This window comes from Streptococcus sp. Marseille-Q6504 (assembly GCF_965111625.1).
In genome coordinates, this window is sequence record NZ_CBCOON010000003.1 from 1 (window position 1) to 23,271 (window position 23,271).

Below are 23,271 nucleotides of genomic sequence, written 5' to 3' on the forward strand. Positions count from 1 at the left end.
TTAGAAGTGGAAGTGTGGCGACACATGTAGCGGACTAATACTAATAGCTCGAGGACTTATCCAAAGTAACTGAGAATACGAAAGCTTAAGGTTTTCTTGATATTTGATAGATATTCAATTTTGAGTAGGTATTACTCAGAGTTAAGTGACGATAGCCTAGGAGATACACCTGTACCCATGCCGAACACAGAAGTTAAGCCCTAGAACGCCGGAAGTAGTTGGGGGTTGCCCCCTGTGAGATATGGAAGTCGCTTAGCTTTTATCCGCCATAGCTCAGTTGGTAGTAGCGCATGACTGTTAATCATGATGTCGTAGGTTCGAGTCCTACTGGCGGAGTAGTTAAACGTTCTAAGGAACGTTTTTTTGTTTTCTTGGGTTTATTTTTCTGGATTTTTCAGAGCTTTTTTCCATCTATTTTTACTTCTTTTCTTTGTTTTAAGTTTGTTCAGCTTAAAATTTTTACTTTATAGAAATACTTATCTATTTATTTAGCCTTTCTGATAAACTTGTTTTATCAATAAGAAAGGTTTTTTATATGCTTCAAAAATATTATGATCGATCTTTGGTTTTTCTAAAGCAAATCGAAAATGAATATTCAATTTTATTTCAAAGTACTGATGAATGGGAATTACTTCATCTTAAATTTTTACTTTATTATTTAATTCGTTTTAAGATTAAGAATGAGAAGGATTTTCTTCTCTATCATTTTAGGGCTGCTTATCGTATCTATCTTAATCATTTACTTGGACAAACATTTAATTATTGTTAGTAGATACAGTTATTTTCATTTATTACGAACAATATTAAGTAATTTATAAAGAATTATTTAGATTATGCTAATTTTTTGTATTTTTTTAAATCAAAAGTAAAAGAATTCCCTAATCTTTTCTAGTGTTAATTCTTGATAAAATAGGCTTTTTTTCTTATAATAAATTGTAAGATATTATTGTGGGTGAGAGTCCCACCATGTATATGAGAAAGGACGAGCCTTTTGGCTCAGACGAAATTTTATTATGACTTCAGTTGTTGTTGTAGGTACCCAATGGGGTGATGAAGGTAAAGGGAAAATTACAGATTTCCTTTCAGCTAATGCGGAAGTGATTGCTCGTTACCAAGGCGGAGATAATGCAGGTCACACAATTGTTATTGATGGAAAGAAATTTAAATTGCACTTGATTCCTTCAGGTATTTTCTTCCCAGAAAAAATCTCTGTAATTGGTAATGGGATGGTTGTCAACCCTAAATCTCTTGTAAAAGAATTGTCTTATTTGCATGAAGAAGGTGTTACAACAGATAATCTTAGAATTTCTGATCGTGCGCATGTTATTTTGCCTTATCACATTGAGTTAGACCGTCTTCAAGAAGAAGCTAAGGGTGATAACAAGATTGGGACGACAATTAAAGGAATTGGTCCAGCCTATATGGACAAGGCAGCTCGTGTTGGAATTCGTATTGCGGATCTTTTGGATAAAGAAATCTTCCGTGAACGTTTAGAACGTAATCTTGCTGAGAAAAATCGTCAATTTGTAAAATTGTATGATAGTGAACCTATTTCAATTGATGATATTTTTGAAGAATACTATGAGTATGGCCAACAAATCAAGCAATATGTGACTGATACTTCTGTCATCTTGAACGACGCGCTTGATAATGGTAAACGGGTTCTCTTTGAGGGGGCACAAGGTGTTATGTTGGATATTGACCAAGGTACTTATCCATTTGTTACTTCATCAAACCCAGTGGCTGGTGGTGTGACAATTGGTTCTGGAGTAGGTCCAAGCAAGATTGACAAAGTTGTCGGTGTATGTAAGGCTTATACAAGTCGCGTTGGTGATGGTCCTTTCCCAACTGAGCTATTTGATGAAGTTGGTGATCGTATTCGTGAAGTGGGGCATGAGTATGGGACAACTACTGGGCGTCCTCGTCGTGTGGGTTGGTTCGACTCAGTTGTTATGCGTCATAGCCGTCGTGTTTCTGGTATCACAAATCTCTCTTTGAACTCTATTGATGTTTTGAGTGGCTTGGATACAGTAAAAATCTGTGTGGCTTATGATCTTGATGGTCAACGTATTGATTACTACCCAGCTAGTCTCGAACAATTGAAACGTTGTAAACCAATCTACGAAGAATTGCCTGGTTGGTCTGAAGATATCACTGGAGTACGTAATTTGGAAGACCTTCCTGAAAATGCACGCAACTATGTTCGCCGTGTTAGCGAATTGGTGGGTGTTCGTATTTCAACATTCTCAGTAGGTCCTGGTCGTGAACAGACAAATATTTTAGAAAGTATTTGGTCATAGGAGATTTTTTAAGATTTGTTTAAGACAGGTCGGATATACTATAGACAGTTACAAGAAGACCTCCTAACTTGTTGTAACAAATTTCCTAAACTTTTCTTTTTCATAATAATCTCCCTATAAAGTCACCGCATTCGGTGGCTTTTTTTGTGTTGAGAAACATGGTATAATGATAGAATTGATAGCTAGGAAGAGAGAAGAGATGAGTTACACGCTTGAAGAAAAAGAAGCTTTTATGAGAGAGGCCTTAAAAGAGGCAGAGATTGCTTTAGAGCATGATGAAATCCCGATTGGTTGTGTAATTGTCAAGGACGGAAAAGTCATTGGGAGAGGACACAATGCGCGAGAGGAGTTGCAACGGGCAGTCATGCATGCGGAAATTATGGCCATAGAGAATGCTAATTTGAGCGAAGAGAGTTGGCGTTTGCTCGATTGCACGCTTTTTGTGACCATTGAGCCTTGTGTTATGTGTAGTGGGGCAATTGGTCTCGCACGGATTCCAAACGTAGTCTACGGGGCTAAAAACCAGAAATTTGGCGCTGCTGGGAGCTTGTACGATATTTTAACAGATGAGAGGCTCAATCACCGTGTGGACGTTGAAACAGGTGTTTTAGAGAATGAGTGCGCAGAGATTATGCAAGACTTTTTCCGAAATCGACGTAAAAAATAATTTCTCTTTAAAAATAAAGGGGAATGTGGTATAATAACTAGTGGAGCAACAGTTCTGCGTGAAGCGGGTCAGGGGAGGAATCCAGCAGCCCTAAGCGAGTGTGAATTGTGTGCTCTTTTTTCGTGCTTTTTTCGAATAAATAAGATAAAATAGCCTAGAATAAAAGATTAAAAAGAGGAATAATATGAAAATTCGTGGTTTTGAATTAGTTTCTAGTTTTACAGATGAAAATCTGTTGCCTAAACGTGAGACAGCGCATGCAGCTGGCTACGACTTAAAGGTTGCGGTGCGTACGGTTATCGCTCCAGGAGAGATTGTTCTCGTCCCAACGGGTGTTAAGGCTTATATGCAGCCGACTGAAGTGCTCTATCTTTATGACCGTTCATCAAATCCTCGTAAAAAAGGTTTGGTCTTGATTAACTCTGTGGGTGTCATTGACGGAGACTATTATGGCAATCCAGGTAATGAGGGACATATCTTTGCACAGATGAAGAATATTACAGACCAAGAGGTTGTTCTTGAAGTTGGGGAACGTGTGGTTCAGGCTGTCTTTGCACCATTTTTAATCGCAGATGGAGATGAGGCAGACGGAGTTCGTACTGGTGGGTTTGGATCAACTGGGCACTAAGATGAAGATTATCTTTGTACGTCATGGAGAGCCAGATTATCGTGTGTTAGAGGAGCGTTCCTATACTGGATTCGGGATGGATTTGGCGCCCTTATCTGAGAAGGGATGGCAGCAAGCTCAGGAACTGAGCAAAAATTCTTTGCTACACTCAGCTGATCTACTAGTTTCTTCTGCAGTCACAAGAGCTTTAGAAACTGCTAGCTATGTGGCTTGTGCTACTGGACTTCCTTTGAGAGTGGAGCCATTATTGCATGAATGGCAAGTCTATGAAAGTGGCGTAGAGAATTTTGAAAAAGCTCGCACTCTGTTTCTAGAAAATAATGGATCCTTACCTCCTAATAGTCCCTTTCAATATGAGACAGCTGAGGAAATGAGATCTCGGTTTCTAAAATCTATGCGCAAGTATCGAGACTATCAGACAGTCGTTGTTGTCACTCATCGAATGCTCATGCGCCAATTTGTACCAGACGAGAAGATTGATTTTTGCCAAGTGATTGAATGTGAGATAGAGATATAGAAAGAAGCACAATGAATGAGCTATAAGGATTTTCAAGCTTTTACTGCCGAGAATTGTCTAGGGTATAAGAAGATTTATGAGATCAGTATTGGAGGATTTCTTTACCTAGCATTTCTCCCTGATGCCTATCATAAAATTCTTTGCATTTCTTCAGACTACATGTCAATCATTGACAGTGAAAATGGGCAAGTAACTCCGATAGACGGGGATTACGATGAGGTAGAGTTAGTAGCCATGTGTGAGGGATATGATTCACCTATCCCTATCTCTGGTCAATACGGTGGAAATCTCCCTCTGGATAATGGCAAAGACATCAGAGTGACAATGGATAAAGACCAATCTGAAGAGTATCCCATTTTAACTATTTATTGGGGGAAAGATGAGGAAGCTAAAAGTCAAATTTATAAAGGTTATTTACCCTATATTTTTGGATTCAGTCCTGATGGTCGGTATTATGTCCATGCGGATGATGGTGGCCTTACTGTTCTGAAACAAGATAGTTGCTGACGTGAAAAGAATAAGAGATTTTATAATGAGAGGATTAGAATTATAGCTAAGAAAAAAGCGACATTTGTGTGTCAAAATTGTGAATATAATTCACCAAAGTATTTAGGACGCTGTCCAAACTGTGGAGCTTGGTCTTCTTTTGTTGAGGAGGTTGAGGTTGCAGAGGTTAAGAATGCGCGTGTGTCCTTGACGGGTGAGAAAACTAAGCCCATGAAACTGGCTGAAGTAACATCTATTAATGTCAATCGAACCAAGACAGAGATGGAGGAGTTCAATCGTGTGCTTGGAGGCGGAGTGGTACCAGGAAGTCTTGTCCTTATCGGTGGGGATCCAGGGATTGGGAAATCAACCCTTCTCTTACAAGTATCAACCCAGCTGTCTCAAGTAGGAACAGTCCTCTATGTCAGTGGTGAGGAGTCTGCACAGCAGATTAAACTCCGTGCAGAGCGCTTGGGGGATATTGATAGCGAGTTTTATCTCTATGCTGAGACCAATATGCAGAGCGTGAGAGCTGAGGTAGAGAGAATCCAGCCTGATTTTCTCATCATCGACTCTATACAGACCATTATGTCTCCTGAGATTTCTGGAGTGCAAGGATCGGTTTCTCAAGTACGCGAGGTGACAGCTGAACTCATGCAGCTGGCCAAGACCAATAACATCGCCATCTTTATCGTCGGCCATGTGACCAAGGAAGGAACCTTGGCGGGACCTCGAATGTTGGAACATATGGTGGATACGGTGCTTTACTTTGAAGGGGAACGCCACCATACCTTCCGTATCTTGAGAGCAGTCAAAAATCGTTTTGGATCGACCAACGAGATTGGAATCTTTGAGATGCAATCAGGTGGTTTGGTTGAAGTCCTGAATCCTAGTGAAGTGTTTCTGGAAGAACGCTTGGATGGAGCGACTGGTTCGTCCATCGTTGTGACAATGGAAGGAACACGTCCAATTCTTGCGGAAGTGCAGGCCTTGGTGACGCCGACCATGTTTGGAAATGCTAAGCGTACGACGACAGGGCTTGATTTCAATCGTGCTAGCTTAATTATGGCTGTCTTGGAAAAACGGGCTGGTCTCTTGCTTCAAAATCAGGATGCCTATCTCAAATCAGCTGGGGGTGTCAAATTAGATGAGCCTGCTATTGACCTGGCTGTTGCAGTTGCTATTGCTTCTAGCTATAAGGACAAGCCAACCAATCCCCAGGAATGTTTTGTAGGAGAGTTGGGCTTGACGGGAGAGATTCGGCGCGTAAATCGTATCGAACAACGGATCAATGAAGCTGCTAAGCTTGGATTTACAAAAATCTATGTACCAAAAAACTCCCTAACAGGTATAAAGCCACCTAAGGAAATTCAGGTGATTGGGGTGACGACTATTCAGGAAGTCTTGAAAAAAGTATTCTCCTAATCGTTTTACTCAGGTTTAGATTACTAATTATTTTATTGCAAACATTTATTAAAAGTAAGGAGGAATTTCTGATGAAATTTTCTATGGATAGTCACATGCAGTTTCCTTTGGTAGAGTTGTCGCTCAATCAGGGAGAAACGGTCTTTATTCAGCGCGGTAGCATGGTCTACCATACACCTAATGTAAGTCTCAATACCCAGCTCAATGCAAGCGGTTCTGGTTTGGGACGTTTTGTCAAAGCTGTAGGGCGTTCAATGGTTTCTGGTGAAAGCACATTTATCACTCAAGCTGTTGCAGAGTCTGACAACGGCAACCTTGCTTTAGCACCAGATACTCCTGGTCAAGTGATTGCTCTTGAGCTAGGCGAAAACCAGTACCGATTGAATGATGGGGCCTTTTTAGCTCTTGATGGTACAGCTTTCTATACAATGGAGCGCCAGTCTATTGGGAAAGCTCTGTTCGGAGGGCAAGGCGGTCTCTTTGTGATGACAACCCAAGGTCAGGGAACTCTTTTGGCCAATGCTTTTGGATCTATTAAGAAAATTGAGCTACAAAACCAAGAAATAACGATTGACAATGCCCATGTGGTGGCTTGGAGTCAATCTCTGGACTATGATATCCACTTAGAAAATGGCTTCTGGCAGTCTATCGGTACAGGCGAAGGAGTGGTGAATACCTTCCGAGGTACCGGCGAGGTCTATGTACAGAGTCTCAATCTTCAGAGCTTTGCAGGCTCTCTTAACAAGTATATCCAAAAAGGCTCATAATATTAAAAAAACTAGGACAGAAACCCAAGCTAGTTGCTGGATGTCTCTGTCCCAGTTTTTTTATATGAAAGTTGACAGCTGACAAGACAAAGAAAAGATGGTAAGATAGGAGATAAATAATTTGGTGTTCAAATTATCTGGCAGACTAGAAAGTGAGTTGTCATGTCCTATTTTGAAAATTTTTTAAAAGCCAATCAAGCTTATGTAGAACTACATGGAGATTTGCATTTATCCATTAAACCCAAGACCAAGGTTGCAATCGTAACTTGTATGGATTCGCGTCTACACGTTGCGCCAGCTCTGGGGTTAGCTCTGGGAGATGCCCATATTTTACGGAATGCGGGTGGTCGAGTGACTGAGGATATGATTCGTTCACTTGTAATTTCCCAACAACAAATGGGGACAAGAGAAATTGTGGTTCTTCATCATACAGACTGCGGGGCTCAAACCTTCAATAACGAGGATTTTCAAGAGCACCTAAAATGTGAATTGGGAGTTGATGTATCTGGACAGGACTTTTTACCGTTTCAAGACATCGATGAGAGTGTTCGAGAGGATATGAAATTGCTGCGAGAATGCCCCTTAATTCCAGATGATGTTATTATTTCAGGAGCTGTTTACGATGTGGATACAGGTAGTATGAGGGAGATATACTAACTTTCTAATTAAAAGCTTCTGGAGTAGCATGAAGTAGGATGAGAAGGTTGACAAGTTTTACCTTTGATATCACTAATATAAGATAGTATAAGATAAGAGTATAAAAGTCTACTCTTGTCTTATTTTTTATTGAAAAATCGAGAAAAAAGCGCTACAATGGTAGATGGAAAAATGTTGTGAAAAACACAAGTGATACATAAATACCGGAGGAAAACATGTCTTTTTCTGATTTAAAGCTGTTTGCCCTTTCTTCAAATAGAGAATTGGCAGAGCGTGTGGCGCAAGAGATTGGGATAGAGTTGGGAAAATCGACTGTTCGTCAATTTTCAGACGGAGAAATTCAAGTTAATATCGAAGAATCTATCCGTGGAAAACACGTCTTTATTCTACAATCAACTAGCTCACCAGTAAATGATAATCTACTTGAGATTTTGATCATGGTAGACGCTTTGAAGCGTGCCAGTGCAGAATCTGTCAACGTTGTTATGCCTTATTATGGTTATGCACGTCAGGATAGAAAAGCTAGAGCGCGTGAGCCAATCACTTCAAAACTCGTTGCAAATATGCTTGAAGTAGCTGGAGTTGATCGTTTGTTGACGATTGATTTGCACGCTGCACAGATTCAAGGGTTCTTTGATATTCCGGTGGATCACTTGATGGGTGCTCCATTGATTGCGGATTACTTTGAGCGTCGTGGCATGGTTGGTTCCGACTTTGTCGTTGTCAGCCCGGACCACGGTGGGGTGACTCGTGCTCGTAAATTAGCAGAATTTTTGAAAACTCCAATTGCCATTATCGACAAGCGTCGTAGTGTAGACAAGATGAATACTAGTGAAGTTATGAATATCATTGGTAAGGTAGAAGGTAAGACTTGTATCTTGATTGATGATATGATTGATACAGCTGGAACTATTTGTCATGCGGCTGATGCTCTAGCAGAAGCAGGAGCTGTTGAAGTTTACGCAAGTTGTACGCACCCAGTTCTTTCTGGTCCAGCTATGGAGAACATCCAAAAATCAGCTATTAAAAAATTGGTTGTTTTGGACACTATCTATCTTCCAGAAGAACGTTTGATTGATAAGATTGAACAAATCTCTATTGCCCATCTTTTAGGCGATGCTATTGTACGTATCCATGAAAAACGTCCTCTTTCTCCATTATTTAGTATCGAGAAAAAAATCTAAACTTTCACTTGAATAAACGAATTTCCTAGCAGACTTTTCTCTTGCTAGGAAATTTTTTGTAGCCAACAACTGCAAGCCTTTTCAAAATGTGCTATACTGATGAAAAGGAGGGTTTCTATGACTCAAGAATTTATCAATCCAAGTGATGGTGTGGTCCGTCAGTATCTAGCAACCAGTAAAACTCTAGCTGTAGTAGGCTTATCCGATCGTGAGGAAACAACTAGCAATCGAGTGACTAAAGAAATGCAGGCTCGTGGCTATAAAATCATTCCAGTTAACCCTAAAGCTGCAGGTGGCGAGATTTTGGGAGAAAAGGCTTATGCTAGTCTAGCTGAAATTCCTTTCCCTGTAGATATCGTTAATGTCTATCGTCGCAGTGAATTTTTACCTGATGTAGCACGAGACTTTCTCAAGGCGGATGCCAAGATTTTCTGGGCACAACTAGGACTTGAAAGTTTGGGAGCAGAAGAAATCTTGCGTGCTGGGGGATGCGATGACATCGTGATGAACCGTTGTATTAAGAGAGAACATACACGCTTAATTCTTGAACAATAAAAAGGTAGCTTGCGGGCTACCTTTTGTGTTATACTCAATGAAAATCAGAGAGCAAACTAGCCGCAGGTTGCTCAAAACACTGTTTTGAGGTTGCAGATAGAACTGACGAAGTCAGTAACCATACCTACGGCAAGACGACGTTGACGTGGTTTGAAGAGATTTTCGAAGAGTATTAGAAAATACCGATGAGTGTTTGCATGCCAAGACTAGTCAGGATGATAGCAATCCAGCAAAGGGCTCCAAGAAGAATGGATTTTCCACTGGATTTGATCATAGCAATGAGGTTGGTTTTGAGACCAATAGCACTCATAGCCATGATGATGAGGAATTTGGAGAGTTGTTTGAGAGGTGAAAAGAAGCTATTGCTGACACCGAAAGATGTGAGAAGAGTAGTTAGCAGAGAAGCTAGGATAAAGTAAAGGATGAAAACGGGGAAGATTTTTTTAAGCTTCACTCCTTGGTTGTTGCCTTGTTGACGGCTTTGCCAATAGGAGAGGAAGAGAGTAATAGGGATAATAGCCAGGGTGCGTGTCAGTTTGACAATAGTGGCAGACTCAAGAGTGTTTGTATTGTATAGACTATCCCAGGCACTAGCAGTAGCTGTCACAGAGGACGTATCGTTGACCGCAGTACCCGCAAAGAGAGCAAAACCTTCGTTGGAAAGATGGAGCCAAGAACCTAGAGTCGGAAAGATAAGAGCTGCCAAGACATTGAAGAAAAAGATAACAGAAATGGCTTGGGCCACTTCTTTTTCCTTGGCGTGAATAACAGGAGCAGTCGCTGCAATGGCAGAACCGCCACAGATAGAAGATCCAACTCCAATCAAGGTAGCTAGCTTTGTATCTAGGTCAAAAAAGCGCTGGAAGAGATAGGCAACAATCAAGGCGATAGAAATGGTCGAAAGGATAACAGGGAGGGAAGATTTTCCAACTGCGAAAACTTGTGAGATATTGAGTCCAAACCCCAGCAAGATAACAGCATATTGAAGCAGTTTTTTGGAGCTATAAGTCAAGCCGGCTTCCAGTTGTGTATAGGAAGTGATAAAAGGATGGAGAATCATTCCGATAAAAATGGCGAAAACAGGTGCTCCCACAACAGGCAGAAAGCCTCCTAAAACCCAAGAGATGATTGAGATGATCAGACAGGCTAACAGTCCTGCCCAATTTTTTGATAGAAATGACATAAAAACCTCCGAAAATAAGCACTTCTTATTATAATCTTGTCTGTCAGAAAAGTAAAATAGAAAGTAGGAATAAGGTTGTAAATAAATGGAATTTTGCGGTCAGAGAGCTTTTGTAGTATAATAGATATATGTTCTTTGACCAAGGAGGATATATATGGACTTAACCAAACGCTTTAATAAACAATTAGATAAGATACAAGTTTCCTTGATTCGTCAATTTGACCAGGCTATTTCAGAGATTCCTGGTGTCCTGCGATTGACCTTGGGAGAACCAGATTTTACAACGCCAGATCATGTCAAGGAAGCTGCAAAGCGAGCCATTGATCAAGACCAATCCTACTATACAGGGATGAGTGGTTTGTTGACATTGCGTCAGGCGGCGAGTGATTTTGTAAAAGAGAAATATCAGCTAGACTACAATCCAGAGAATGAAATCTTGGTCACAATTGGTGCGACAGAGGCTCTATCAGCTACTCTGACAGCTATTTTGGAGGAAGGAGACAAGGTTCTCTTGCCAGCTCCTGCCTATCCTGGCTATGAGCCAATAGTTAATCTAGTTGGTGCAGAGATTGTAGAGATTGATACGACTGATAATGGTTTTGTCTTAACTCCTGAAATGCTAGAGAAGGCAATTTTGGAGCAGGGGGACAAGCTCAAGGCAGTTATTCTCAACTATCCAGCCAACCCTACAGGAATTACTTATAGTCGCGAGCAATTAGAAGCCTTGGCAGCTGTTTTACGTAAGTATGAGATTTTCGTAGTCTGTGATGAAGTCTACTCAGAATTGACCTATACAGGTGAAAATCATGTATCTTTGGGAACTATGTTGAGAGATCAGGCAATTATCATTAACGGTCTTTCTAAATCCCATGCCATGACAGGTTGGCGTTTAGGTTTTATCTTTGCACCAGCAAACTTCACAGCTCAACTCATCAAGAGTCATCAGTATTTGGTAACTGCTGCAAACACCATGGCGCAACATGCTGCAGTAGAAGCCTTAACAGCTGGTAAGAACGATGCAGAACCCATGAAGAAGGAATATATCCAGCGTCGGGACTACATTATCGACAAGATGACTGACCTTGGTTTTGAGATTATCAAACCAGATGGGGCTTTTTATATCTTTGCTAAGATTCCTGCAGGCTATAATCAAGATTCCTTTGCTTTTCTGAAGGATTTTGCCCAGAAGAAGGCTGTTGCTTTTATCCCTGGTGCTGCCTTTGGACAGTATGGAGAAGGCTATGTTCGCCTATCTTATGCAGCTAGCATAGGAACCATTAGAGAAGCTATGAAACGACTTGAGGAGTACATGAGAGAAGCATGATTCAATCGATTACGAGTCAGGGTTTAGTACTTTACAATCGAAATTTTCGAGAGGATGATAAGCTTGTTAAAATCTTTACAGAACAGGCAGGGAAGCGCATGTTTTTTGTCAAACACGCCGGCCAATCCAAACTAGCTCCTGTCATTCAACCTTTAGTCTTAGCCCATTTTCTCCTAAAAGTTAATGACGATGGACTTAGTTATATAGAAGATTATCATGAGGTGAAGACTTTTCCGAAAATCAATAGTGACCTCTTTGTTATGGCTTATGCGACTTACGTTGCAGCCTTGGCAGATGCGAGTTTGCAGGATAACCAAGAAGATGCTCCCTTATTTGCTTTTTTGCAAAAGACTTTAGAGCTGATGGAAGAGGGTCTGGATTATCAAGTTTTGACCAATATTTTTGAAATTCAAATATTGACACGTTTTGGAATCAGTCTCAACTTTAATGAGTGTACCTTTTGTCATCGTGTGGGGCAAGCCTTTGACTTCTCCTTCAAATACGGGGGTTGTCTTTGTCCCGATCATTACCATGAAGATGAGAAACGATGTCATTTAAATCCCAATATTCCTTATCTGCTCAATCAATTTCAAGCCATTGATTTTGAGACCTTGGAGACTATCTCACTTAAGGCCGAAATCAAGCAGGACTTGCGCAAGTTTATGGACCAAATCTACGAGGAATATGTCGGCATTCATCTGAAATCAAAGAAATTTATTGATTCCCTAGCCGACTGGGGACAACTACTGAAAGAGGAAGACAAATGAAAAAAATCGCAGTTGATGCAATGGGTGGCGATTTCGCACCACAAGCTATTGTAGAGGGAGTTAATCAAGCCCTTGCTGACTTTTCAGATATTGAAGTCCAACTTTATGGAGATGAAAGTAAAATCAAGCAATATCTAACAGCTACAGAGCGCGTCAGCATTATCCATACAGATGAAAAAATAAATTCTGATGATGAGCCTACAAAAGCTATCCGTAAGAAGAAAAATGCCAGCATGGTATTGGCAGCTAAGGCTGTCAAAGATGGAGAGGCAGATGCAGTTCTTTCTGCAGGAAATACAGGTGCCTTGTTGGCAGCGGGATTTTTCATCGTTGGTCGTATCAAAAATATCGATCGACCTGGACTGATGTCAACCTTGCCAACTATTGATGGAAAAGGTTTTGACATGCTTGACCTTGGTGCCAATGCAGAAAATACCGCCCATCACCTGCATCAATACGCTATCCTAGGTTCCTTCTATGCTAGAAATGTTCGTGGTATTGAAAAACCTCGTGTAGGTTTGCTTAATAACGGGACAGAGAGCAGCAAGGGAGATCCACTCCGCAAGGAAGCCTATGACCTATTAGTGGCTGACGAGAGTTTGAATTTCGTCGGGAACGTGGAAGCACGTGATTTGATGGATGGTGTTGCTGATGTAGTCGTAACAGATGGTTTCACGGGAAACGCTGTGCTCAAAGCTATTGAAGGGACTGCTATGGGTATCATGGGCTTGCTCAAAAATGCTATTGTAGGTGGTGGTCTTAGAGCCAAGCTAGGGGCTTTCCTTCTTAAGGATAGCCTCAGAGGTTTGAAAAAACAGCTCAACTATTCAGATGTTGGAGGCGCGGTTCTGTTTGGTGTTAAGGCACCAGTAGTTAAGACTCATGGCTCAAGTGATGCCAAGGCTGTCTATAGCACAATACGCCAGATTCGTATCATGCTTGAGACAGATGTAGTTGCTCAAACTGCGCGTGAATTTTCAGAGGAATAAGGAGAACAATATGACAGAACAACAAATTTTTGACCGTATCGTAACCATCATTCAAGAGCGTCAAGGAGAAGACTTTGTCGTAACCGAAAACTTGAGCTTAAAGGATGATTTGGATGCTGATTCAGTAGATTTGATGGAATTTGTCCTAACCGTTGAGGATGAATTTGGAATCGAAATCGGTGATGAAGAAATTGACAACCTCCAAAGTGTCGCAGACGTATTAGCAATCATCAAAAATAGAATATAAGAAAAAGCAACATGCTGATCATGTTGCTTTTTTGATTGTGTGGAATATTTATTTTAACGGATTTGTCAATCCATATGTTTGCTTAAACTTTTAAAAGTGCTATTTGGGTGTAGATTTTGTTTTTTTAGAAAGAGTTATCTATTTCTTACTTTGTTTGGCTAAAATAATCTTATAGAACTTTTAATTAGATTGTTAAGAAAAAGGATAAGAATATGAAATTTAGGAAAAAACACTACCGCTCACAGATGGATCAGAAGGACTGCGGAGTGGCTTCGTTGGCCATGGTGTTTGGCTATTTTGGAAGCTATTATTCATTAGCGCGTCTTCGTGAATTAGCCAAAACGACTATAAATGGGACGACAGCTTTGGGTCTGGTGAAGGCTGCGGAAACATTAGGTTTTGAGCCACAGGCTATTCAAGCAGACATGACTTTATTTGATTCTCCAAATTTAATCTTTCCTTTTGTGGTTCACGTGCTTAAGGACAAAGAATTATTTCATTATTACGTAGTGACAGGAAAGGATAAGCAGAATATCCATATAGCTGATCCAGATCCAGAGGTTAGACTGACCAAACTATCGCGTGAAAGATTTGAAGAAGAATGGACAGGAACAACTATTTTTGTGGCTCCTTCCCCAAATTATCAGCCACATAAGGACAAGAATCAGGGTCTGACTTCTTTTCTGCCTATTTTGATAAATCAGAAAGGTTTGATCATCAATATCATTTTAGCGACAGTTCTAGTAACCTTGATTAATATCGTTGGTTCATACTATCTACAATCTATTATTGATACCTATGTACCAAATCAGACATCTTCGACCCTAAGTGTTATTTCTATATGTCTTGTTATCGTGTATGCCCTTCAGCAGATTTTGTCTTTTGCTCAAGATTACCTATTAATTGTCCTTGGGCAACGTCTATCGATTGATGTTATTTTATCTTATATCAAACATGTTTTTCATCTACCTGTGTCCTTTTTTGCGACTCGTCGGACGGGGGAAATCGTGTCACGATTTACAGATGCTAATAGTATCATAGATGCCTTGGCTTCAACCACTATTTCAATTTTTTTGGATATATCTATGATGTTGATGATTTCTATAATTTTGTTTTTGCAAAATAGTAATCTCTTTTTCATAAGCTTATTAGGCCTCCCCATTTATGCTCTAATTATTATTGCTTTTATGAAACCTTTTGAAAAGATGAACCGGGATACTATGGAAGCAAATGCAACCTTATCATCTTCCGTTATAGAGGATATTAATGGAATTGAAACGATTAAATCCCTGGTTAGCGAAAAAACACGCTACCAAAAGATTGATAGGGAATTTGTGGACTATCTGAAAAGATCCTTTACTTATAGTAGAGCAGAAAGTCAGCAAAAAGCTCTTAAAAAACTTGCTCAACTTTTTCTAAATGTCTGTATTTTATGGATGGGGGCCAATCTTGTTATGGATGGGAAAATGAGCTTAGGACAGTTAATTACCTATAATACGCTTCTTTATTATTTCACCAATCCTTTAGAAAACATTATCAACCTTCAGAGTAAGCTCCAAACAGCTCAAGTTGCGAATAGTCGTCTCAACGAGGTGTATCGGGTCAAATCCGAGTTCGAAGAACAGAAAATGGTAGAGGATTTGAGTATGGTTCAAGGAGATATGACTTTTAAGGGAATTCACTACAAGTATGATTATGGTCAAGATATCTTATCAGATATCAATTTGACAATCAAACAGGGCTCTAAAATAGCTCTTGTAGGGATTTCAGGATCAGGGAAGTCGACCCTAGCTAAGATGATGGTTAATTTTTACAACCCAAATCAGGGAGAAATCAGACTGGGGGATATGAATTTAAATCAGATTGATAAAAAGTCTCTGCGCCAACATATCAACTATTTACCTCAGCAACCTTATGTATTTAATGGAACAATTTTAGAAAATCTTCTCCTTGGAGCCAAGGAGGGTACGACTCGGGAGGATATACTACGTGCAGTTGAGCTAGCAGAAATTCGTGAAGATATTGAGCGTATGCCCTTGAACTACCAGACAGAATTGACTTCTGATGGGACAGGAATTTCTGGTGGTCAACGCCAGAGGATTGCTTTGGCGCGCGCTCTTTTGACAGATGCCTCTATATTGATTTTGGATGAGGCGACGAGCAGTTTAGATATCTTAACAGAGAAACGGATAGTAGACAATCTCATGAATCTAGATAAGACCTTGATTTTCATCGCTCACCGTTTGACTATTGCTGAACGGGTGGAGAAGGTTATCGTTTTGGATAGGGGTAAGATTGTAGAGGAGGGGAATCATGCTGACTTGCTTGCTCGAAATAGTTTTTATACTCATTTAGTTAACTGTTAGAAAGGAGAAATAATGCACCTTGATTTTTTAGAAAGTGCGGAATTTTATAATCGACGTTATCATAATTTTTCCAGTCGAGTGATTTTTCCCATGTCACTTCTGGTAGTGTTTACGTTTGGATTTGCAATGTTTGCAGAAAAGGAAATTAGTTTATCTTCGAAAGCTACAGTTGAACCTAGTCGTATCATTGCTAATATCCAGTCAACTAGTAATAGGCGGATGGTAGTTAATTATCTGGAAGAGAACAAACAAGTGCAACGAGGAGATTTACTTATTCAGTATCAGGAGGTTGGAGATGTGATTCAGTATGAAGCCGATGTTAATCAGTTGGAGAGTTTTAGACATCACCAAAGTAAAACAAGTAACCTTAAGAACAGTACTACACGGCCAAATATAGGTCTCTTTTCTCAGAATTCTTCGACTGTACAAGAGCAGATAACTGTAGAGCAAGATGATTTAGAAAGAGAAATAGGCAAAAAAAATCAAACTAGCTTACTTGAAAAAGGAACAATAAGAGCCCAGGAAGACGGAGTTCTTTATCTCAATCCTGAAAGGAATCAATCTGCAGTCGTCACAGAAGGAACATTACTGGCTAAATTATATCCACTATTAGATAGAGAAGGGAAAACAAAATTGACGGCCTATCTTAGTTCAAAAGATATTGTGGGAATCAAGATTGGAGATTCTGTACGCTTTACCACGACTAATGGCGCTAATGGTCAAGTGAGGCTTGTTTCTACTATCACTAGTATTGATACAATTGCAACGAGAACTGACCAAGGAAATTTCTTTAAAATAGAAGCGGAAACAAAAATAACTCAAGAACAAGCTGAAAAGCTTAGGTATGGTTTAGAAGGCCACTTACAAATAATCATAGGCAAGAAAAGTTATTTACGCTATTATTTGGATGATTTTTTGAATTGGGAATAATAATCACCTTTTCTTAAATAATATTTAAAAACTGTAATCCTAAAACGATTTACAGTTTTTATAAAACTCAGATGGGAATGCGTTTACGTTCGTAAAACATTTGATTTATACTTGTTTTTGTGTTAGAATGAGGCGAAGTAATACGAAAGGCGAATAATACAATGTCCAGTAAACTTATTTATACGGGAAAAGCTAAAGATATCTATACTACTGAAGACGAACATGTGATTAAGTCGGTCTACAAGGACCAGGCCACTATGCTGAATGGAGCTCGCAAAGAGACCATAGAGGGGAAAGGTGTGCTGAATAATCAGATTTCGTCTCTTATTTTCGAAAAATTGAATGCGGCTGGTGTGGCGACACACTTTATTGAACGTATTTCTGACACAGAACAACTCAATAAGAAGGTGACCATCATTCCTTTGGAGGTTGTTCTTCGTAACGTGACTGCAGGTTCTTTCTCAAAACGTTTTGGTGTTGAAGAAGGTTTGGACTTAGAAACTCCAATCGTTGAATTTTACTACAAGAACGATGATTTGGATGATCCATTCATCAATGATGAGCATGTGAAGTTCTTGGATATTGCCAATGATGAGCAAATTGCTTATATCAAGGAAGAAACGCGTCGCATCAATGGATTGCTGAAAGATTGGTTTGAGCAAATTGGTCTTCGTTTGATTGACTTTAAATTGGAATTCGGTTTTGATAAGGATGGCAAGATCATCTTGGCAGATGAATTCTCACCAGACAACTGTCGCCTTTGGGATGCTGAAGGGCACCACATGGATAAGGATGTTTTCCGTAGAGATTTGGGCAGTCTAACGGATGTATATAAGGTTGTGCTGGAGAAGTTGCAGGGCTTGAAGTAAAGTTTTACTTGGTCGTCGCTACAATTTTTAAGTAGAAATAATAAAGGAAATAAAATGGATAAACGTATTTTCGTTGAGAAAAAAGCTGATTTTCGTGTCAAATCTGACTCTTTAGTAAAAGAATTACAGCATAATCTTCAGTTGAAAACCTTGAATGATCTTCGTATCGTTCAGGTTTACGATGTTTTTGGTTTGGCAGAGGACTTGTTTGCGCGTGCGGAAAAACATATTTTTTCTGAGCAAGTGACCGATACTGTTTTGGATGAAGCTGAGGTTAAGGCTGATCTTGAGAAGGTTGCTTTCTTTGCTATCGAAAGTTTGCCTGGTCAATTTGACCAACGTGCGGCATCTTCACAGGAAGCTTTGCTTTTGCTTGGTAGTTCAAATGATGTAACGGTGAACACAGCGCAATTGTACTTGGTTAACAAAGATATTGATGCGAATGAGTTGGAAGCGGTCAAAAACTACCTCTTGAACCCAGTGGATTCTCGTTTCAAAGACATCACTGTTGGCATTGCTAAACAGGATTTCTCTGAGTCTGACAAGACCATTCCAAGCTTGGATTTCTTTGAAAGCTATACGGCAGAAGATTTTGCACAGTATAAGGCAGAGCAAGGATTGGCCATGGAAGTGGATGACCTTCTCTTCATTCAAGATTACTTCAAGTCTATTGGACGTGTGCCAACTGAGACGGAGCTTAAGGTCTTGGATACTTACTGGTCTGACCACTGTCGTCACACAACTTTCGAGACTGAGTTGAAAAATATCGACTTCTCAGCTTCTAAATTTGAAAAACAATTGCAAGCGACTTATGACAAGTATATTGCCATGCGTGATGAGTTGGGACGTACAGAAAAACCTCAAACCTTGATGGATATGGCGACTATTTTTGGTCGTTATGAGCGTGCCAATGGCCGTTTGGATGACATGGAAGTATCTGATGAAATCAATGCCTGCTCTGTTGAAATTGAAGTGGATGTCAATGGTGTGAAAGAGCCATGGCTTCTCATGTTTAAGAACGAAACTCACAACCACCCAACGGAAATCGAACCATTTGGTGGAGCGGCTACTTGTATCGGTGGTGCCATTCGTGACCCATTGTCAGGGCGTTCCTACGTTTACCAAGCCATGCGTATTTCAGGTGCTGGCGATATTACAGCTCCAATTTCAGAAACTCGCGCTGGGAAATTGCCACAACAAGTGATTTCTAAAACAGCAGCTCACGGTTATTCTTCATACGGTAACCAAATTGGTCTTGCCACAACTTATGTTCGTGAATACTTCCACCCAGGTTTCGTTGCTAAGCGTATGGAGCTAGGTGCGGTTGTCGGTGCGGCTCCTAAGGAAAATGTTGTCCGTGAAAAACCTGAAGCTGGTGATGTGATTATCTTGCTCGGTGGTAAGACTGGACGTGACGGTGTCGGTGGTGCGACAGGTTCTTCTAAAGTTCAAACGGTTGAATCTGTTGAAACAGCTGGTGCTGAAGTTCAAAAAGGGAATGCCATCGAAGAACGTAAGATTCAACGTCTTTTCCGTAATGGGGAAGTGACCCGTTTGATCAAGAAATCAAATGACTTTGGTGCTGGTGGTGTCTGCGTGGCTATCGGTGAATTGGCAGATGGTCTTGAAATTGATCTAGACAAAGTGCCATTGAAATACCAAGGTTTGAACGGTACAGAAATTGCCATTTCTGAGTCTCAAGAACGGATGGCTGTGGTGGTTCGTCCAGAAGATGTAGACGCCTTCGTTGCAGCATGTAACAAAGAAAATATTGATGCTGTGGTTGTTGCGACAGTGACTGAAAAACCAAATCTAGTCATGCACTGGAATGGTGAAACCATCGTTGATTTGGAACGTCGTTTCCTTGATACAAACGGTGTACGTGTGGTTGTAGATGCTAAGGTGGTTGACAAGGATGTCAAGCTTCCAGAAGAACGTCAAACATCTGCTGAAACCCTTGAAGCGGATACTCTTGAGGTCTTGGCTGACTTGAACCATGCCAGTCAAAAAGGGTTACAAACCATCTTTGATAGCTCAGTTGGTCGTTCAACAGTCAATCACCCACTTGGTGGTCGCTACCAAATCACACCAACGGAAGCTTCTGTACAGAAATTACCAGTCCAACATGGCGTGACAACCACCGCTTCTGTTATGGCGCAAGGATTCAACCCTTATGTAGCAGAATGGTCTCCATATCATGGTGCTGCCTATGCGGTCATCGAAGCAACCGCTCGTTTGGTTGCTGCTGGTGCAAACTGGTCTAAGGCTCGTTTCTCTTATCAAGAATACTTCGAGCGGATGGATAAACAAGCAGAGCGTTTTGGTCAACCAGTAGCAGCTCTTCTTGGATCCATTGAAGCTCAGATTCAACTTGGTTTGCCATCTATCGGTGGGAAAGACTCTATGTCTGGTACCTTTGAAGAATTGACAGTACCACCAACCTTGGTTGCTTTTGGGGTGACAACTACAGATAGCCGTAAGGTCCTTTCTCCAGAATTTAAAGCTACTGGTGAAAATATCTATTACATCCCAGGTCAAGCTTTGGCACAAGAAATTGACTTTGATCTTATCAAGTCTAACTTTGCTCAATTTGAAGCCATCCAAGCAACTCACAAAGTCACATCTGCATCCGCTGTCAAATACGGTGGTGTCCTTGAAGCTCTTGCCCTTGCAACCTTTGGGAACCATATTGGTGCAAACGTCGAATTAGCTGACCTTGACACTAGCTTGACAGCCCAATTGGGTGGATTCATCTTCACATCGCCTGAAGAAATTGCAGGTGTTGCCAAGATTGGACAAACAGCAGATGACTTTACACTTACTGTCAATGGTGTAACGCTTGATGGACACGAACTTGACAGTGCCTTCCAAGGTAAATTGGAAGAGGTTTACCCAACGGAATTTGCACAAGCAACTGAGCTGGAAGAAGTACCTGCTGTGGCATCAGATGCTGTCATCAAAGCTAAAGAAACAGTTGAGGCACCAGTGGTTTACATCCCAGTATTCCCAGGTACTAACTCGGAATATGACTCCGCTAAGGCCTTTGAAAAAGAAGGTGCAAAAGTCAACTTGGTACCATTTGTCACACTGAATGAAGAAGCTATTGTCAAGTCTGTTGACACCATGGTTGACAACATTGAAAAAGCGAATATTATCTTCTTTGCAGGTGGCTTCTCAGCAGCAGATGAACCAGATGGATCCGCTAAATTTATCGTGAACATCTTGCTTAACGAAAAAGTGCGTGCAGCCATTGATCACTTCATCGAACGTGGTGGTTTGATCATCGGTATCTGTAATGGGTTCCAGGCCCTCGTCAAATCAGGCCTTCTTCCATATGGTAACTTTGAAGATGCGAGCAGCACGAGTCCAACCCTCTTCTACAATGATGCCAACCAACACGTGGCTAAGATGGTTGAAACACGGATTGCCAACACGAACTCACCATGGCTTGCAGGCGTGAAAGTTGGTGACATCCATGCCATCCCAGTATCACACGGTGAAGGGAAGTTTGTCGTGACAGCTGAAGAATTTGCAGAGCTTCGTGACAATGGTCAAATCTTTACCCAATATGTTGACTTCGAAGGTAAACCAAGCATGGATTCTAAATACAATCCTAACGGATCTGTTAATGCTATTGAAGGTATCACAAGTAAGAACGGTCAAATCATTGGGAAGATGGGTCACTCAGAACGTTTCGAAGACGGTCTATTCCAAAATATTCCAGGGAATAAAGACCAATATCTCTTTGCATCAGCGGTTAAATACTTTACTGGAAAATAGGCTTTGCAGATTTTCTAATAGAGAACCATCAGTAAATGTAAAATCAAGTAGATCTAACTTACGACAATTGCAAATGATTTATTGTTGCGAGTGAAACGAGCTTCTGCCGTATCATTCCGCTCTAGTATCGTTAAGAAATGATACACAAATAAAAATTAGGTATAAAAAATGACATACGAAGTAAAATCTCTTAATGAAGAATGTGGTGTTTTTGGTATCTGGGGTCACCCAGACGCTGCCAAATTGACCTATTTTGGACTCCATAGTCTTCAGCACCGTGGTCAGGAGGGTGCAGGAATCCTCTCCAATGACCAAGGGAAATTGAAGCGTCATCGTGATATGGGGCTTTTATCAGAAGTCTTCAAAAATCCTGCGAATTTGGATAAATTGACAGGAACTGGAGCTATTGGACACGTGCGTTATGCGACTGCGGGAGAAGCTTCTGTAGACAATATCCAACCTTTCCTTTTCCGCTTTCATGATATGCAGTTTGGTTTGGCTCATAATGGGAATCTGACCAATGCAGAATCGCTCAAGCAAGAATTGGAACAAAGAGGAGCGATTTTCAGCTCAACCTCTGACTCTGAAATCTTGGCTCACCTTATTCGTCGTAGCCACAATCCAAACCTGATGGGTAAAATCAAGGAAGCGCTCAGTCTTGTCAAAGGTGGTTTTGCTTATCTCTTGATGTTTGAAGATAAGTTAATTGCAGCGCTTGACCCAAATGGCTTCCGTCCTCTGTCAATCGGGAAAATGGCTAATGGAGCAGTAGTGGTTTCATCTGAAACCTGTGCCTTTGAAGTAATTGGTGCTGAGTGGATTCGCGACGTAAAACCAGGCGAAATTGTCATTATTGATGACAATGGCATCCAGTATGACAGCTATACAAACGATACTCAGTTGGCTATCTGTTCCATGGAGTATATCTACTTCGCACGTCCTGACTCCAATATCCACGGAGTCAATGTCCATACGGCTCGTAAGAGAATGGGAGCTCAACTGGCACGTGAGTTCAAGTATGAAGCTGATATCGTAGTCGGGGTGCCAAACTCCTCTCTTAGCGCAGCTATGGGATTTGCGGAAGAATCAGGTCTGCCAAATGAAATGGGGCTCATCAAGAACCAATATACGCAACGGACCTTTATCCAGCCGACTCAAGAATTGCGTGAGCAAGGGGTTCGTATGAAACTGTCTGCCGTTTCTGGTGTGGTTAAAGGAAAACGTGTGGTCATGATTGATGATTCCATTGTACGAGGCACGACATCTCGTCGTATTGTCCAACTTTTGAAAGAAGCGGGGGCATCAGAAGTACACGTTGCCATCGGGAGTCCTGCTCTTGCCTATCCATGTTTTTACGGGATTGATATCCAGACACGTCAGGAGCTGATTGCGGCTAATCATACGGTCGAAGAGACTCGCCAAATCATTGGTGCGGATAGCCTGACCTATCTTTCGATTGATGGCTTGATTGATTCTATCGGCATCGAAACAGATGCGCCGAACGGTGGTCTTTGTGTCGCTTACTTTGATGGTGACTACCCAACGCCTCTCTACGACTATGAAGAAGACTATCGTAGAAGTTTGGATGACAAGATCAGTTTTTACAAATAGACGGCTAAAGACCCTCGAT

At 40.9% G+C, this 23,271-nt stretch carries 21 protein-coding genes, 1 tRNA gene, 1 rRNA gene and 1 other RNA gene; 23 read left to right on the top strand and 1 reads right to left on the bottom strand.

The window, feature by feature from the left end; genetic code table 11:
* The first annotated feature begins 141 nt into the window (after positions 1–141).
* The 14 genes from rrf to ACWPUA_RS04065 all read left to right on the top strand — a co-directional run bounded on the left by rrf (position 142) and on the right by ACWPUA_RS04065 (position 9,186).
* Positions 142–257: ribosomal RNA gene (gene rrf, locus ACWPUA_RS04000) — 5S ribosomal RNA — on the top strand.
* Between the two features lie 5 nt (positions 258–262).
* Positions 263–336: transfer RNA gene (locus ACWPUA_RS04005), tRNA-Asn, on the top strand.
* A 199-nt stretch (positions 337–535) separates the two neighbouring features.
* On the top strand, positions 536–769 hold the full coding sequence (gene comW / locus ACWPUA_RS04010) for a sigma(X)-activator ComW (RefSeq protein ID WP_025170381.1): 234 nt from the start codon (positions 536–538) through the stop codon (positions 767–769).
* A gap of 244 nt (positions 770–1,013) precedes the next feature.
* On the top strand, positions 1,014–2,300 hold the full coding sequence (locus tag ACWPUA_RS04015) for an adenylosuccinate synthase (RefSeq protein ID WP_454379321.1): 1,287 nt from the start codon (positions 1,014–1,016) through the stop codon (positions 2,298–2,300).
* 199 nt (positions 2,301–2,499) lie between these two features.
* Positions 2,500–2,967 carry a tRNA adenosine(34) deaminase TadA gene (tadA, locus tag ACWPUA_RS04020; protein ID WP_454379323.1) on the top strand — a complete coding sequence of 156 codons (468 nt, stop codon included), beginning with the start codon at positions 2,500–2,502 and terminating at the stop codon, positions 2,965–2,967.
* A 32-nt stretch (positions 2,968–2,999) separates the two neighbouring features.
* Positions 3,000–3,098, top strand: an RNA gene (gene ffs / locus ACWPUA_RS04025) — signal recognition particle sRNA small type.
* A 53-nt stretch (positions 3,099–3,151) separates the two neighbouring features.
* Entirely contained in the window at positions 3,152–3,595 is a 444-nt protein-coding gene (locus ACWPUA_RS04030) for a dUTP diphosphatase (RefSeq protein WP_000701988.1), read from the top strand.
* Positions 3,546–4,112 (top strand): histidine phosphatase family protein, encoded by a 567-nt coding sequence (locus tag ACWPUA_RS04035; protein WP_033686024.1) that lies wholly within the window; start codon positions 3,546–3,548, stop codon positions 4,110–4,112. The genes ACWPUA_RS04030 and ACWPUA_RS04035 overlap by 50 nt, the downstream gene beginning before the upstream one ends.
* A gap of 15 nt (positions 4,113–4,127) precedes the next feature.
* Entirely contained in the window at positions 4,128–4,619 is a 492-nt protein-coding gene (locus ACWPUA_RS04040) for a hypothetical protein (RefSeq protein WP_006153147.1), read from the top strand.
* 39 nt (positions 4,620–4,658) lie between these two features.
* Complete coding sequence (gene radA / locus ACWPUA_RS04045; protein WP_080555149.1) at positions 4,659–6,023, top strand: DNA repair protein RadA; 1,365 nt, start codon at positions 4,659–4,661, stop codon at positions 6,021–6,023.
* Positions 6,024–6,094: 71 nt separating this feature from the next.
* Entirely contained in the window at positions 6,095–6,790 is a 696-nt protein-coding gene (locus ACWPUA_RS04050; protein ID WP_006155546.1) for a TIGR00266 family protein, read from the top strand.
* 162 nt (positions 6,791–6,952) lie between these two features.
* Positions 6,953–7,447, top strand: a complete 495-nt coding sequence (locus ACWPUA_RS04055) for a beta-class carbonic anhydrase (RefSeq protein ID WP_004250355.1) — start codon at positions 6,953–6,955, stop codon at positions 7,445–7,447.
* A gap of 215 nt (positions 7,448–7,662) precedes the next feature.
* Positions 7,663–8,631, top strand: coding sequence for a ribose-phosphate diphosphokinase (locus ACWPUA_RS04060; RefSeq protein ID WP_006152847.1), 969 nt, complete (start codon positions 7,663–7,665; stop codon positions 8,629–8,631).
* Between the two features lie 117 nt (positions 8,632–8,748).
* Positions 8,749–9,186: a CoA-binding protein gene (locus tag ACWPUA_RS04065; protein ID WP_454379328.1), complete on the top strand. Its 438-nt coding sequence runs from the start codon at positions 8,749–8,751 to the stop codon at positions 9,184–9,186.
* Positions 9,187–9,358: 172 nt separating this feature from the next.
* Here the strand turns inward: ACWPUA_RS04065 and ACWPUA_RS04070 are convergent, their stop codons facing one another.
* Complete coding sequence (locus ACWPUA_RS04070) at positions 9,359–10,369, bottom strand: YeiH family protein (RefSeq protein ID WP_454379330.1); 1,011 nt, start codon at positions 10,367–10,369, stop codon at positions 9,359–9,361.
* A 154-nt stretch (positions 10,370–10,523) separates the two neighbouring features.
* Here ACWPUA_RS04070 and ACWPUA_RS04075 point away from each other — a divergent pair, with 154 nt between their 5' ends.
* The 9 genes from ACWPUA_RS04075 (at position 10,524) to purF (ending at position 23,252) form a co-directional block, all read left to right on the top strand.
* Positions 10,524–11,693, top strand: coding sequence for a pyridoxal phosphate-dependent aminotransferase (locus ACWPUA_RS04075; protein WP_454379332.1), 1,170 nt, complete (start codon positions 10,524–10,526; stop codon positions 11,691–11,693).
* Positions 11,690–12,460, top strand: coding sequence for a DNA repair protein RecO (gene recO / locus ACWPUA_RS04080; RefSeq protein WP_006150509.1), 771 nt, complete (start codon positions 11,690–11,692; stop codon positions 12,458–12,460). Before ACWPUA_RS04075 ends, recO begins: the two co-directional genes overlap by 4 nt.
* The gene (plsX, locus tag ACWPUA_RS04085) at positions 12,457–13,449 is read left to right on the top strand and encodes a phosphate acyltransferase PlsX (protein ID WP_454379334.1); all 993 of its coding nucleotides are present in this window, start codon (positions 12,457–12,459) and stop codon (positions 13,447–13,449) included. The genes recO and plsX overlap by 4 nt, the downstream gene beginning before the upstream one ends.
* A 10-nt stretch (positions 13,450–13,459) precedes the next feature.
* Positions 13,460–13,696, top strand: coding sequence for an acyl carrier protein (locus ACWPUA_RS04090; RefSeq protein ID WP_036756571.1), 237 nt, complete (start codon positions 13,460–13,462; stop codon positions 13,694–13,696).
* Between the two features lie 212 nt (positions 13,697–13,908).
* Entirely contained in the window at positions 13,909–16,062 is a 2,154-nt protein-coding gene (gene comA / locus ACWPUA_RS04095) for a peptide cleavage/export ABC transporter ComA (RefSeq protein WP_454379337.1), read from the top strand.
* Positions 16,063–16,074: 12 nt separating this feature from the next.
* Entirely contained in the window at positions 16,075–16,992 is a 918-nt protein-coding gene (locus ACWPUA_RS04100; protein WP_454379339.1) for an HlyD family efflux transporter periplasmic adaptor subunit, read from the top strand.
* Between the two features lie 161 nt (positions 16,993–17,153).
* Positions 17,154–17,861, top strand: a complete 708-nt coding sequence (purC, locus tag ACWPUA_RS04105) for a phosphoribosylaminoimidazolesuccinocarboxamide synthase (RefSeq protein ID WP_454379341.1) — start codon at positions 17,154–17,156, stop codon at positions 17,859–17,861.
* Between the two features lie 54 nt (positions 17,862–17,915).
* The gene (locus ACWPUA_RS04110; protein WP_454379343.1) at positions 17,916–21,641 is read left to right on the top strand and encodes a phosphoribosylformylglycinamidine synthase; all 3,726 of its coding nucleotides are present in this window, start codon (positions 17,916–17,918) and stop codon (positions 21,639–21,641) included.
* A 168-nt stretch (positions 21,642–21,809) separates the two neighbouring features.
* Complete coding sequence (gene purF / locus ACWPUA_RS04115) at positions 21,810–23,252, top strand: amidophosphoribosyltransferase (RefSeq protein ID WP_004250374.1); 1,443 nt, start codon at positions 21,810–21,812, stop codon at positions 23,250–23,252.
* Positions 23,253–23,271: the final 19 nt, after the last annotated feature.